This is a genomic window from Halomonas halophila, assembly GCF_030406665.1.
Lineage (GTDB): Bacteria > Pseudomonadota > Gammaproteobacteria > Pseudomonadales > Halomonadaceae > Halomonas > Halomonas halophila.
This window is the reverse complement of the sequence record NZ_CP129121.1, coordinates 914,185-927,761: the sequence shown is the minus strand read 5'-3', so window position 1 is coordinate 927,761 and position 13,577 is coordinate 914,185. Positions and strand designations below refer to the sequence as shown.

The window sequence follows — 13,577 nt, the reverse complement described above, 5'->3', positions numbered from 1 at the left end:
TCAGTTCAGGCACTGGTAGCGCTTGTCGTTGAGCAGCAGGTCGATGGTGGTCTGGGTCGTGTCGCGCCCCAGATCGAGGATGGCCAGGACCTGGAAGCGCAGCTGCAGCGGATTGCCCTCGTTGGGCAGGGTCTCGACCTGGACGCGGCGGACGCGCGGCTCGTAGCGCTCGATGCACTCGCGGATGGCGCGCTCGACCTTGAGTTCGAGGTCGAGCACGCCGAGCGTGGCGTCGTTGAAATCGAGCAGGCCCAGGTCCGGGGCACATTCACTGTGCCCCGGATGGCTGTTGAGCAGGTCGACCAGATGGCGCTTGATCGAGGCCAGGGTGGCCTCGACCGCCGCGTCGCCCTCCGGCACGGGACGTGCCGGGGTCGACAGGCGCTCGAACAGTCGGGCGCCGAGAGGTCCGCTTCGATCCCTGAAGGCGGTCATGACGTCAGTCCTTGTCGAGGCGTCCCACCAGCGACAGCTCGAAGTTGGCACCCATGTACTTGAAGTGCGGACGCACCGCCAGCGACACCTGATACCAGCCCGGATCGCCCTCGACGTCGGAGACCTGCACCGAGGCGGCGCGCAGCGGACGGCGGCTGCGCACGTCGGCCGGCGGGTTCTCCTGGTCGGCGACGTACTGGCGGATCCAGGTGTTGAGCTCGCGCTCGAGATCCTGGCGCTCCTTCCAGGAGCCGATCTGCTCGCGCTGCAGCACCTTGATGTAGTGGGCCAGGCGATTGACGATGAACACGTAGGGCAGCTGGGTGCCGAGCTTGTAGTTGGTCTCGGCCTCGCGCCCTTCCGGGGTGTTGGGGAAAGTCTTGGGCTTCTGCACCGAGTTGGCGGAGAAGAAGGCGGCGTTGTCGCTGCCCTTGCGCATGGTCAGCGAGATGAAGCCTTCCTCGGCCATCTCGAACTCGCGCCGGTCGGTGATCAGCACCTCGGTGGGAATCTTGCTCTGCACCTGGCCCATGGCCTCGAAGGTGTGCACCGGCAGGTTCTCCACCGCGCCGCCGCTCTGCGGGCCGATGATGTTCGGTGCCCAGCGGTACTTGGCGAAGCTGTCGTTCAGGCGCTCGGCGAGCAGATAGGCGGTGTTGCCCCACAGGTAGTGGTCGTGGCTCTCGCTGACCGACTCCTCGTAGTGGAACGACTTGACCGGGTTCTCCACCGGGTCGTAGGGCGTGCGCAGCAGGAAGCGCGGCGCGGTGAGGCCCAGGTAGCGCGAGTCCTCGGATTCGCGCAGGCTGCGCCAGCGGGCGTACTTGGGCCCCTCGAAGATCGCCTTGAAGTCCTTGATGTTGGGCAGCTCCTCGAAGCTGTCGATGCCGAAGAAGCTCGGCGCCACCGAGGACAGGAAGGGCGCGTGGGACATGGCACCCACCGAGGCGGTGTACTGCAGCAGCTTGATGTCCGGCGTGGAGGGCGTGAAGTCGTAGTGACCGATCATCGCCGCCACCGGCTCGCCGCCGAACTGGCCGTATTCGGCCGCGTAGACGTGCTGGTAGAGCCCGCTCTGGCTGATCTCCGGGGCGAACTCGAAGTCGTCGAGCAGCTCTTCCTTGGTGGCGTGCAGCACGTTGAGCTTGATGTTCTCGCGGAAGTCGGTGCGATCGACCAGCAGCTTGAGGCCACGCCAGGCCGACTCCAGGTGCTGGAACTGCTGATCGTGCAGGATCTCGTCCACCTGGTGGCCGATCTTGCGGTCCAGCTCGACGATCATGCGATCGACGACCGACTTGTTGACCTGCTGGTCATCGTCGCTCTTGAGCAGCTCGCCGATGAAAGCGGCCACGCCCTGCTTGGCCACGTCGTAGCCTTCGTCGGCCGGCGCCATGCGGGTCTGGGCCATCACCTGGTCGAGCAGGGAGACGTCTTCGGTGCTCTCGGCGGACTGAGTCTGGGCCTGGGTCTGGGTCGATTCGGTCATGGTGCGTACCTCGCCTCCGTGCGGGGAATCAGGAATCTTTCGAGGGGGCTTCGTCGTCGAGCAGCTGGAGCTCGCTCAACAGCTGGTCCCGGGCTTCCGGGTTCTCGATCAGCGCCTGCAAGCGCTCGCGGAAGGCCGGCACGTTGCCCAGCGGTCCCTTGAGCGCCACCAGCGCCTCACGCAGCTCGACCAGCTTGCGCAGCTCGGGCACCTGACGCGCCACGCTGTCCGGCGAGAAGTCCTGCAGCGAGTTGAACTCGAGCTCGACGCCCAGCTCACGGCCGTCTTCCTCGGCGCCCTCTTCCAGGCGATTCGGCACGCTGGTCTGCAGCCCAAGGCCGGCCTCGCGCATCACGGACTGGAAGTTGTTCTTGTCCACCGAGACGGCATCACGCTCCTCGATGGGCGTTTCCTCGGCGCCGCCCTTGAAGTCGCCGACCACCAGCAGCTTCTGGGGCAGCTCGGTCTCGGCCTGCTGATCCCCGGTGGCGGGAACGTACTTGATGTTGATGCGCTCTTTCGGCGCAACGGAGCCTTCCTTGGACATGGCGAACCTCTCCCTGCGAATGACGACTCGAACGTGTTAGAACCGCAACGAACCACCTCCACCTCCACCTCCAGGCGATGTGAATCGCATGAACGGGGATGTGGCGGGCAAATTTCATTTCGGCGAGCGGCCTTGATGAACCGGCTACCGCCTTTTGGAAGTGCGTGACGCTAACACCCGACGGCACAGCTCTGCAGCGTGACGCCATGTGGCGACACATCGTGTTTCAAAGTGTTTCAGCGGCATTTTTGCGCCAAAAATCCATTAAAATTCGCCATCTTTCGACAAAAAACCAACAATCAAAATTAGGACAGATTTGACCTACAGCCATGTAAGAGATGTCTTACATTAGGTCAATGCGATTACGCACATAGCCCGTCGAAGCCGTAGGACATCGACAAAAAAATGAGAATCAGTTTCATGAATAGAGACTGACGACGGAAGGTCCCCGATGGCATCGCACTGGCGGGGTAGCGAGGCCCAATCGAGCCTCCGCGAGTGACTTCATATGGACTGGCGAGAGGTCGCGCCGCTGGCAGGAAAGGCGGGAAAGGCCGGGCTCAGGTACTGCCAGGACGCCAATGCGACCTGTCGGACGTGCGACGGCTCGCAGAGTCGGCCAAGGCCTGCGGTTCAATCAGGAGCTTCTCACCCCAGAGCTCCGGGCATTCGTTGCCGACCAAGCAGGCGCCTCCCCCCTGGAACAGGCAGAGCATGGCATAGGGATAATCATGCTCGACGGCCTGGAGAGATCAGTCCATCGCGTCATAAGGCAGGCCGCGTGGAAAGGGACTAACCGCTTTGCTCAGGTGGTATATGGATGACAGATTGCTGACAGCAGCGGCCTGCTCGAGATAGGGCAAGGCCGCCGTCGATTGATGGATATTGTAGAGACGCGTGCCCTCATCTTTGGCGGCCTGAGCCTCGGGCTCAAGGGCGAAGGCCGACAGAGAGCGTGCCAGCCATGGAAAGATCAGCAAAGCTGTGAACCATGGCCGCCGCACTCTAGATGTAGGGTCCCGGATGATCAAATGAGCTATAGGAGTTATCCTCTGCTGGCAGCCAGAGAGCTTCTAAAGCAATTCATTCGGGAGCAGGTTCATGGACATCAAGCTGCATAAGCAGGCCACCACGACACCGAAGATCCGTGCTGAAATCCAGGCGGCACCGTCCAGCATCACGGATAGCGAGCTGGCCCGCCAGTATGGTGTCTCCCACGCGACCATCCGCCGCTGGCGGTACCGCAACGATGTCCATGACCGACCGCACACGCGTCACAACCTACTCGCCACCCTCTCGTCTGAGCAGGAGGAGGTGCTGATCGCCGCTCGTGAATTCCTGCGCCTCGGTCTGGATGATCTGCTCGTCGTGGCACGTGAGTTCCTGAACCCTCGACTGTCCCGCTCAGGCCTACACCGCATGCTCCAGCGGCGCGAGGTGCCGACACTGGCAGAACTGGCTCGGCAGGACGCTGGCGATGATGGGAAGCCCCGGCACAAGCCCTTCAAGGACTACGAGCCCGGGTACGTGCATATCGACATCAAGCACCTGCCTCAGATGCCTGATGAGGAGCAGAAGCGCTACCTGTACGTCGCCATCGACCGTGCCACACGCTGGGTCTATCTGGAGATCAGGCGAAGCCAGTCTGCCAAGGATGCCAAGGCGTTCATGAGGTGCGTCGAGGAGAAAGCTCCCTTCACGATCCAGACGGTACTCACTGACAACGGCAAGTCGTTCACCGATCGCTTCACACGGGCAGGTGAGCGCAAGCCCAGCGGCCGCCACCCCTTCGACCAGGAGTGCCAGGCCCATGATATCGAACATCGCCTGATCAAGCCGGGAAGGCCACAGACGAACGGTATGGTGGAGCGGTTCAACGGCCGCATCAGTGACGTGCTGGCGACCCGGCGCTATACCTCAGGCGAGGATCTGGAGCAGACGCTCAAACGCTACGCTTGGCTGTACAATCACCACATCCCTCAGAAGGCGCTGCATCATCAATCACCGATTGCAGCGATGAAGGAATGGCAGGCCAAGCGGCCGGAGTTATTCACCAAGCGGGTAGTCAATCACACGGGACCCGACATCTAGGCATTGGGCGATGGCAATTTGCTGCAGGTCGATAGCTTGACCACGATCGTAGCTTTGGTCGTCAACGTCATAGCCGAAGAAGCCCGGGGAAGCCCTTAGAACATGCAGCAGGGGCCCCAAGGCTTCCGGTGGTAACTGCTGCACCCAGGCCTTCAGCTGACTTTCTCTCTCTGGGTTAGAGGCCGTGTCGACGATGGCATAGGCAATCGGGCCGGCCCGATCCGAGCGGGTGAAGTCGGCATACAGATCGTTGACGAAGTCGATGCCTCGCAGCGCCAGCATGCCGACGTCCACCATCAGCATCGTCTGCATGAAGAACAGCTTGCTGAAGCCGTCGAAGGCGGCGGGCGTGATCCAGTCGACGACCTCGTAGTCGTTATCCACCAGCGCCTGGTGCAGCATGCCCATCCAGGGGTCCAACCGGTCGGGATCGAGTTCGACGCTGAACTTGCCGCCGATGCCGCCCTTGAGCACCAGCCGAGCCTTGAGGGTGAGCACGAACTTGCCGTCGATCAGACCGATCTGGAAGTCCGCCTCGGCGCCGATGCCAGCCAGGGCCTCGGCGGCCAGGGTCGCCTTGGATAGCTCGCCCCAGTCGTCGAGCGGCTCGCGGAGCATGCCCAGCTCGTCCAGGGCGGCGTACTTGGGCAGGCGCTGAAGAATGTCCTGCGGCGGCTTCCAGCGCAGCGCCACGCTGCACTGCACCGTGATGCCGACGCCGGCGAAGGCCTTGAAGGAGGCGGCCGTCCCGGCCTGCGTGGCGCGATCGAGGCCGACGATAGAGACGCCGTTCTGATCGACGCTGAGGCCGGTCTCGGCGGCCAAGGCCGCGCTGGCTCCCGCGAAGCCCTTGGCTACCGTCTCGAAACACAGCGAATAGTTAACGCACCATGTGTAATGTTTTTATTTCTAGGGCATCAACTCAACGAGTGAGTCGAAACTCGAGTCTTCTTCAGGCTCAGGCGCATCCAGATGCCGCCAGGCGAAGAAGTGATAGCTCTCAAACATACTCAGCAAGTCGTTCATCAGCGATTGTTCGGGTCGCATATCATGCAAACCGTAATCAAACAGCAACGACACTTCTTCAGGCAACCCCGGCGGTTCGGATTCCCGTGTCCAATTCCACCAGGTTTCCGCCATACGATACTCCCCACTTAGCGTCACGCGTGCTTGGCGCCGCGTCGCGCCATCGCTCGACTGGTAAAGCGCACGGATCTGTTGAGCTTCCTGATCCACATCCTCCAGCCAGCCCCACTTCTCCTCCAGCTGCTCTAACCCTTGCTTGGCCTCTTCAGCCTCTATTTCGATGTTTTCCCATTCATCGGGAGAGCGTGTCAGAGAGGCTGCCGGCACCCCGAGTATTCCACTCGCGGTGCGATCGGGAAGTTCTTCAAGCTGAGATTCTAACGCTTGACGATTCGCCTGGTACTCTCGATAGCGGTGCGCCAGCCAAACCAGATAAAACAGGGTATGTTTCTGGAAATTTTCTTCGCTGGGGCTCAGCGCACCATCGGAAAGTCGTTCATAATAGCGTCGCAAAGCGACTAGTGAGTAATCGTCAACTTGGTCATTGAGCTCAAACAGCCTCGACGTAACAACATCCTGCTCTTGCAAGTCTTCCAAACTAGGAAATGGCACACCTGATCGCTTAGCATTGCGATACATACGATGAAGCGCCGCCTGCGATAGCTCGGCGCTGACTTTCTGCTCATCAGGCTTCAGGCCGCCGCCGATATTTTCACTGATCCCGGGCTGGAGGATCTCTCGCCAGTGGCTCTGCAACGGGCCAAGCGGGCGACAGCGACGATAGAAACGCTGCTCGTGCGCGGCAATGAGATGCAATGCCCGACGACAGCCTGGATGGAGCGGCCCGCCATCGTCGAGAACGGGCGCCAACGGATGAAACGAATCCAGCGGGCCCAGCGAGGGGAGAGTGCGGTCGATGCAATCGAAGAGTCCTGCAAAGACGACCTGCACCTCGGCCCCTTCGAACTCATAGCGGTCGTCCACTGACTCACAGACGTCTTCCAGAACCTCCCGAACGAAGGCCTTCGCCATAGCGGCACCGAAATCGAACCCGAAGATCGAGACCCGAACCTTTTCTAGAGGCATCTCACTACTCGCGGCCGCCTCGCTTACCGCGCTACGAAACTGCTCGATGGCGGCAGACTGGCGTGTTGCCGCTCCACTCATGATCATATTGGCGGGAAGGGGGTTATCGCGAATCGGTTCGAAGACTTCGGCACCAGTACGAATAGCGCCATCTTTGAGGCTCTTGACCCATTCCCATGGTTTGGTCAACGAGCCCCTCCATGAACGACCTAACACCTCCCACCATGCGCCGCCATCAGTATTAAAAACGGCCTCCTTGACAGCTCCCGTCACACCACCACGGATATGTCCTTCAACGCTATCTGCCACTTCGCTGGAGCCACGCTGGAGCGTCCCCTCTAAACTTTCACTGGCTGTAGTCTCATAGGAAGTACCTAAACCAGAAAAATAGGATTTAAAAAAATGCGTCGAGAGAGTATTTTGATCTTCGTATGGGTGCGACAGAAACAAGCGGCCAATATTGCTTACACGACCGTCCTTAACATCCTGCTCCAAGTGACGTCCAATGCCGTCGAAAAAGAACCCCATTTCCAAAGTTAATCGGCAGTCGACTCCTGTGGATGGAGCACTCTGATCATCTGCCCGAGCGTTAATCGCCTGACACCGCTCTAGCGTCTGTTGATCAATCATCCTGAGGATACTCCTGCTCAAGCTCACCCTCCAAGGGAGAACCTAAGCTTGGACTCCATGCAAGCTCTACCCGGTTACCTGGAAGAAAGTAAACGTGCAGATATCGGTCTTCTCGAGTACGTTCCGGCATGGGTTGCGTCACACTATGACGTTCTTGCTCCATTCCTTGCTCTTGTTGCGCTCTAGACATGCTGAGGATCCAAACTACTTCGGCAGTATCCCCTGAGAAGGACCAACAGCAGGTAACGCCACCATTACCCCCCCAATTATCGTCAACCCAATAACTATAGATCGGACGCTCTATATACTTGTGCCCTACCAATGATCCACCGGTCGGCATTCGGATAAAGTTATACCAACCGACGTAAGCGAGAACTGCTAGCACGACTGCCACCTTTATCCAGGTGGGCACGTCCCGAAATATCCGTCTAAATACCCAGCGCACCAGCATGGTCAATATTCCTCTCGCGTTTGAAGGCATTCAAGCAATGCTGTATCACCGTATGCCGCCTGTTCAAGGCACTGCCTCATCGAATCGCTTTGCATGAAGGCTTTGCCTTTTTCCAACCAGAGATAGACATAGATCCTGCGATCCTCAGGGCGTGACAGCTTTGCTTCATCGGCAGCAAACAGCGCCTTGGCAACGCATCCCGGACGATCACATGGGCAGATGTTCTCGAACAGTTCCGGTATCTCGCTCACGAGCTGTGCGGTCAACGCCGTGGCCTCGGTGTTCCCCTTGAGCGAATCCCAAAGATGGGCATCACAGTCGAGCCGCCAGACATCGTGCCTCGAGCCATCATCCGGCAGGCCAGCCAGGGCTTGCCACCCCTCCTCCGATGTGGGATACCACCAGCGTTCGATGCCATTGAAGAGATCCCGATACCAGGACCTTGAATTCGCCTCGTGGAGGGCTTGGATCATCGAGGGCAGATAGAAACGCATTAGCCAGGGCTTCCCCTCAGGTGACATCACGGTCATGGCAGGGGCCAGCTGGCGAGCTAACGAATCGCCGGATTGGAGGCTTTCCAGCCATGCCATCAGCCCGCATTCCATGCCATCCCAGCCTTGCTGCCCACCCTCGCTATCGGGCAACGCCATCAGCCAAGGTCCTTCTCTGATCAAGTGCTCCTGCTGAGTGCCACGTATCAATGACCAATAATGTCCATCGGCGGCGTCAACCAGTGCCGTCCGCGTCGCTCGGGGCAACGCCCCCATCTCTATCAGGGCATAGCGGTGACTGTCAGGGGCTTCGACGTTCCGCCAGGTATCGGGCCTCAACGCCCTCATCATGTCTCGTCTCCCGGAATCAGAAACTGCCCCTCGGCGAGCGCCTTCTTCCAGCACTCCTCGCATACATTCGGCGGTATCAACGTGGTCGCCAGCGTGGCTTCACGCCGACTGGGAGCGATCGCTTCATGCACCTCCGGCTCGGCATGCCCGGGCCGTAACGGCGCCTGGGCGCCCTGCCCGGTGCCGCTGCCGGGGCTACCGCCGGCGTTCACCTTGATGCTGGGGCCGACGATGGTGATGCCGCCGCCGTCGATCTTGAGGAAGCTGCCGCCGGCGGCCAGGGTCAGCTCGCTGCCGGCCTCCAGCACCGCCTTCTGGCCGGCCTTGATGTGCAGCTCGCGGCCGCTCTCGGTGAGCCAGGCCTGGCCGGCGCTGAGGTGCAGGCTGCCGTCGACGGTCAGGTGCTGGGCGCCGTCGCTCTTCTCGCGCCGCTCGCCGTGCACGGTGTGGTGATCGTCGCGGTCGATCTCGGAGATGCGGTCGCGTTTGATCCCGAGATCGCTGTCGCGACGGATCTCCTCGGTGCGGTCATTCTCGGTCAGCAGTTCCAGATCCTTCTGGGCGTGCCACCAGATCTGTTCCTGGTCGTGCTGGTCCTCGAAGCGCAGTTCGTTGAAGCCCTCGCCCTGGTGGGTCTGGGTTCGCAGCACGGTGCGCGTCTTGTGTTCCGGCAGCGAATACGGCGGCGTATTCACCGCGTGATAGGTGCGCCCGGTGATCAGCGGCTGGTCCGGGTCGCCCTCGAGGAAGGAGACGATCACCTCGTGGCCGATGCGCGGGATCGCCATCATGCCGTAGCCGCCGCCGGCCCAGCCCTGGCTCACGCGCAGCCAGGCGCTGGCACTCTCTACAGCGGCTTCGCCGCTCGCCCCGGCGGTATCGGCCCCGGCATAGCGGTCCCAGGGGAACTGGCAGCGCACGCGGCCATGCTCGTCGCAATGGATCTCCTCGCCCTCGGGGCCGACCACGAAGGCCACCTGGGGGCCGTCGACCCGCGGCTTGGGCCGCGGCGCGGGGCGCCAGGCGGCGTCGTCCGGGGTCAGGCTCAGGGTGTTGTGATACCGCGTCATGGCTTCTGAGCCTGCCCGCCCCCGCAGGCCTTGCGCCTGCACGGCATCTTCCTCGAGGGCCTGGGGCTGCTCGCCCTGGTGGACCACCTTGATGACCTGCCAGCCGCGGTTGAACTCGCCGACGTCATGATCGGCCAGGGTGAAGCGCGCGCCCGGAGCCAGTTCCGGCAGATCGCTCTCGCCGTCGAGGGTCAGGGCGTCGTGGCGCAGGTGCTCGAGCCGGTGGCGGGTGAAGGCCCGGCCCGAGGCGTCGGCCTTGTAGCGGCCCGGATAGTCGTAGTGTTCGTAGTCCGTCCGCTGCGAGTGGGCGTCCAGCCCCGCGGCCTCCCGATCGTGCAGCTGAGCCTGATGTAACTGTGAATAGGCCGGCTGCTTGAACGAATAGTCCTTGAGCTGGGCCCGGGCCGGACGCACCCGGGCGGTCTGGGTCAGCCGCCGCAGATGGCGCTGGGGCGGCGTGCCGCCGGCGCGGTGGTGATAGCTGCGCTCGCCGAGGCCGGTGAGCACCTGGGGATCGTCGGCGAACACCAGTCGATGGGCGCCGAGGTCGGCGTCCTCGAACTCGTGGAAATAGAACAGCCCTTCCTCGGCGGCCAGGCGCTCGAGGAACTCGAGGTCGGTCTCGCGATACTGCACGCAATACTCGCGCTCGGCCGGCTCGCGGGTCACCGCGAAGGCCACGTCGGTCAGGCCGCGCTCCTCGCACACGGTGTTGAGGATCGTGAGCGGCGAGACGCGTTGGTAGATGCGCGAGTTCTGGCGCAGCGAGAGTCGCCACAGCGAGGGGCGAATCACCACCTCGTAGAAGCTGCGGCGATGGCCGCGGTCGCCGCGGCCGAATTCGGCCACGATGCCGTGGACCCGGCGCTGGGCCACGCCGTCCTGCCATACGGTCAGGCTCGCCGGGCGGTCGAGCAGCGATGCCGGCGAGAGGTCGGCGACGCGGCTGGCGAAGCGCACCCGCAGGTGGAAGGGCGCCGAGAGCGCCTCTTCATGGGTGAAGTCGACGACGGCCAGGTCGGCTTCCTCGGCCCCCGTGAGGCTCAGGGTGAACTGCAGTCCATTGGCCTGGGTCATGGCATCCCTCCTGGAGGCCGTGTCCGTTCCTTGGGTCACCGGCCGCGAAGGGCCGGCGAAAGGGGTAGGTTACGCGAGTGCGACGCCGACACAAGGTCGAACGGCGACATGGTTCAGGGCTTGCCTGACGGACGAGCGCGACCAGCGCTGAAACATGCCGCCGCCAGGGCCGAGGCCCTGGCGACGAAGACGGTGCCCGCCGGCGCGAGCATGGACGGGACACCGCGGGGCGCGAGGCGATCAGGCCTCGATCGGGGCGCGCCAGTCGTCGGAACCGGAGGTGCCGGCGACGGTGTGTTCCCAGTCGATCTTGCGGTAGGCCAGGGACACGTCCATCAGCTGGGTGAACTCGGCGCTGTTGGAATCCTGGGCATGGGGCATGCGCAGGTTGATATCGACGATGGTGGCGTCGGTCAGCGAGGTGGTGAAGAAGTGCTCCTGCTTGCCCTCGACGGAGGTGCGGTACCACTTCAGCTCGACGTTCGGCAGCATCTCGCCGGAGGCCAGGGCGTTGTACATCAGCGGCACGGCCTTGTTCAGGGCCACGGTGAAGATGAACGGCTTGTGGGCACGCTGGCCGGCGGGCTGGCCGGACTGCGGGTCGGTCGGCACGGTGACGATGTGCTTGAATTCCTGCACCAGCATCTGGTCTTCGTGGCCTTCGACGTAGATGTTGCCGACGGACTCGGGGGTGAAGGCACCGGCGGTGATGTTGCCCTGGGTCTGGCCTTCGATGCTGATATAACACGGGGTAGGCATGTGTCTGCTCCTTGACGATGAATGACGGTGTCCGATGGACGTCTTAAAGAAGCACTTCCTGGGCCAGGATTTCCATATCTCATGCAAATCAGCGTGTTATAAAAATCACACCGTGCCAGACTAAATATGTTTAGGCAATATCTTGCCCAGATCGAGCAAGAAGTTGCCCAGCGGGCAAGATCTTGCCCGTTTTTCTCAGACCCTCTCCGACGCTCTCAAACCCACTCCGGCCCGCTCAGGCCCTTGGCGTGGCGAAGGCCATCACCTCGGCCACGCCGTTCCGGTCCAGCGCCAGCTGGAACAGGCGATCGAGCCCCAGGGCCACGCCGCTGCCCGCCGGCATGCCGGACTCGAGCGCGGCCAGCAGGCGTTCGTCCACGTCGACCTCGGGCAGGCCGGCGGCGCGACGGGCGGCGTTGTCCTCCTCGAAGCGGGCGCGCTGCTCCGCGGCGTCGGTGAGCTCGTCGTAGCCGTTGGCGAGCTCCAGGCCGTGCCGGTAGACCTCGAAGCGCGAGGCGACCCACTCGCCGTCCTCCGGGTCGCGATGTCGACGCGCCAGCGCCGCCTGGCTGGCCGGATAGTCCACCACCACGTCGATGCCATCGCGGCCCAGCTGCGGCTCGATGGCCAGGCTGATCAACAGATCGAGGCAGTCGTCCCGCGAGGCCGCGGCCATGTCGAGCCCGCCGGTCTCGGCGGCCCGGCGGCGCAGGGCATCGAGCGGTTCGCGGAAGGGATCGAGCCCGAGGTGTTCACGAAACAGCTCGCGGTAGCGGCGGCGGCGCAGCGGGCCGGGATCGGACGGCAGCACCCGGCGGATCAGCGCCTCGGTCTCGGCGATCAGGCCGTCCAGGTCGAGGCCAGGGCGGTACCACTCCAGCATGCTGAACTCGAGGTTGTGGCGCCCGCCCACCTCGCCGTCGCGGAAGCTGCGGGCGATCTGGAAGATCGCTCCGCTGCCGGCGGCCAGCAGCCGCTTCATGTGGAATTCCGGCGAGGTCTGCAGCCACAGCCGCTCGCGGCCGGCCGGCGTCACGGCCTCGCAGGACAGCGACGCCAGGTGCACGTCGGTGCTGCCGCCGTGGCCGAGCACCGGCGTCTCCACCTCCCACACGCCCCGCTCGGCGAAGAAGGCCCGCACCTCGGCCATCAGCCGCGCCCGCTCGCGCAGCGTCGCGATCTCGGCCGTGGGCCGCCAATCAATGGTCATCGATCTTTCTCCACAAACGACAAAGGCCACGCATGCACACGTGGCCTTCGGAGCTGGAAGCTGGAAGCTGGAAGCTGGAAGCTGGAAGCTGGAAGCTGGAAGCTGGAAGCTGGAAGCTGGAAGCTGGAAGCTGGAAGCTGGAAAACAGCTTGTCGCCCAACCCTTGAGTCAAGGGTGCTTCTTCGCGCTTCAAGCTCCCGGCGAAGCCGAGTCGGCTTTACTTCCAGCTTCCAGGCGCGAAGCGCCGCTCTTCCAGCTTCGAGCTCGAGCCCGGGCGAAGCCCGAAATCAAGCGCGGGAGACGTACTCGCCGGTACGCGTATCGACTTTCAAGACTTCGCCCTGGTTGATGAACAGCGGCACGCGCACCACGGCGCCGGAGGACAGGGTCGCCGGCTTGGAGCCGCCCTGGGCGGTGTCGCCCTTGAGGCCGGGGTCGGTCTCGGTGACCTCGAGCTCGATGAAGTTCGGCGGGGTCACAGCGATGGCGTTGTCGTTCCACAGGGTCACGGTGTAGACCACCTGCTCCTTGAGCCACTTGTCGGTCTCGCCCAGCGCCTTCTTCTCGACGGCGTACTGTTCGAAGGAGCCGTCGGTCTTCATGAAGTGCCACATGTCGCCGTCGGTGTAGACGTACTCCATGTCCAGCTCGAGCACGTCGGCGCCTTCCAGTGACTCGCCGGACTTGAAGGTGCGTTCCCAGACGCGGCCGGTCATCAGGTTGCGCAGCTTGACGCGGTTGAAGGCCTGGCCCTTGCCCGGCTTGACGTAGTCGTTCTCGAGGATGGCGCAGGGGTCGCCATCCAGCATGACCTTCAGACCGCCCTTGAATTCGTTGGTAGAATAGTTCGCCATGATGATCGTT

Annotated in this window: 12 protein-coding genes; 1 reads left to right on the top strand and 11 read right to left on the bottom strand. The window is 62.8% G+C overall.

Features of this window, described 5'->3' with window-relative positions:
• The 4 genes from tssE to QWG60_RS04200 form a co-directional block, all read right to left on the bottom strand.
• A complete protein-coding gene (gene tssE, locus QWG60_RS04215; protein WP_035594083.1) occupies positions 1-435 on the bottom strand; it encodes a type VI secretion system baseplate subunit TssE in 435 nt (144 codons plus the stop codon).
• 4 nt (positions 436-439) lie between these two features.
• The gene (tssC, locus tag QWG60_RS04210) at positions 440-1,924 is read right to left on the bottom strand and encodes a type VI secretion system contractile sheath large subunit (RefSeq protein ID WP_146910233.1); all 1,485 of its coding nucleotides are present in this window, start codon (positions 1,922-1,924) and stop codon (positions 440-442) included.
• Positions 1,925-1,952: 28 nt separating this feature from the next.
• Positions 1,953-2,471, bottom strand: a complete 519-nt coding sequence (gene tssB, locus QWG60_RS04205; protein ID WP_035594079.1) for a type VI secretion system contractile sheath small subunit — start codon at positions 2,469-2,471, stop codon at positions 1,953-1,955.
• A gap of 752 nt (positions 2,472-3,223) precedes the next feature.
• Entirely contained in the window at positions 3,224-3,451 is a 228-nt protein-coding gene (locus QWG60_RS04200; RefSeq protein ID WP_152662859.1) for a hypothetical protein, read from the bottom strand.
• A gap of 121 nt (positions 3,452-3,572) precedes the next feature.
• Between QWG60_RS04200 and QWG60_RS04195 the strand changes: the two genes are divergently transcribed.
• Positions 3,573-4,562: an IS481 family transposase gene (locus QWG60_RS04195; protein WP_290130921.1), complete on the top strand. Its 990-nt coding sequence runs from the start codon at positions 3,573-3,575 to the stop codon at positions 4,560-4,562.
• Here QWG60_RS04195 and QWG60_RS04190 read toward each other — a convergent pair.
• The 7 genes from QWG60_RS04190 to efp form a co-directional block, all read right to left on the bottom strand.
• The gene (locus QWG60_RS04190) at positions 4,518-5,387 is read right to left on the bottom strand and encodes a hypothetical protein (RefSeq protein WP_290130920.1); all 870 of its coding nucleotides are present in this window, start codon (positions 5,385-5,387) and stop codon (positions 4,518-4,520) included. The two genes, QWG60_RS04195 and QWG60_RS04190, sit on opposite strands and share 45 nt — an antisense overlap.
• Before the next feature lie 84 nt (positions 5,388-5,471).
• A complete protein-coding gene (locus QWG60_RS04185) occupies positions 5,472-7,304 on the bottom strand; it encodes a phospholipase effector Tle1 domain-containing protein (protein ID WP_146910388.1) in 1,833 nt (610 codons plus the stop codon).
• Between the two features lie 453 nt (positions 7,305-7,757).
• A complete protein-coding gene (locus QWG60_RS04180; RefSeq protein WP_186810102.1) occupies positions 7,758-8,597 on the bottom strand; it encodes a DUF4123 domain-containing protein in 840 nt (279 codons plus the stop codon).
• On the bottom strand, positions 8,594-10,744 hold the full coding sequence (locus QWG60_RS04175) for a type VI secretion system Vgr family protein (RefSeq protein WP_290130919.1): 2,151 nt from the start codon (positions 10,742-10,744) through the stop codon (positions 8,594-8,596). Before QWG60_RS04175 ends, QWG60_RS04180 begins: the two co-directional genes overlap by 4 nt.
• A gap of 240 nt (positions 10,745-10,984) precedes the next feature.
• Positions 10,985-11,503 (bottom strand): Hcp family type VI secretion system effector, encoded by a 519-nt coding sequence (locus QWG60_RS04170; protein WP_046079176.1) that lies wholly within the window; start codon positions 11,501-11,503, stop codon positions 10,985-10,987.
• Positions 11,504-11,738: 235 nt separating this feature from the next.
• A complete protein-coding gene (epmA, locus tag QWG60_RS04165; RefSeq protein WP_146910399.1) occupies positions 11,739-12,713 on the bottom strand; it encodes an EF-P lysine aminoacylase EpmA in 975 nt (324 codons plus the stop codon).
• A 287-nt stretch (positions 12,714-13,000) separates the two neighbouring features.
• Positions 13,001-13,567 carry an elongation factor P gene (efp, locus tag QWG60_RS04160; RefSeq protein ID WP_046079178.1) on the bottom strand — a complete coding sequence of 189 codons (567 nt, stop codon included), beginning with the start codon at positions 13,565-13,567 and terminating at the stop codon, positions 13,001-13,003.
• Positions 13,568-13,577 lie beyond the last annotated feature (10 nt).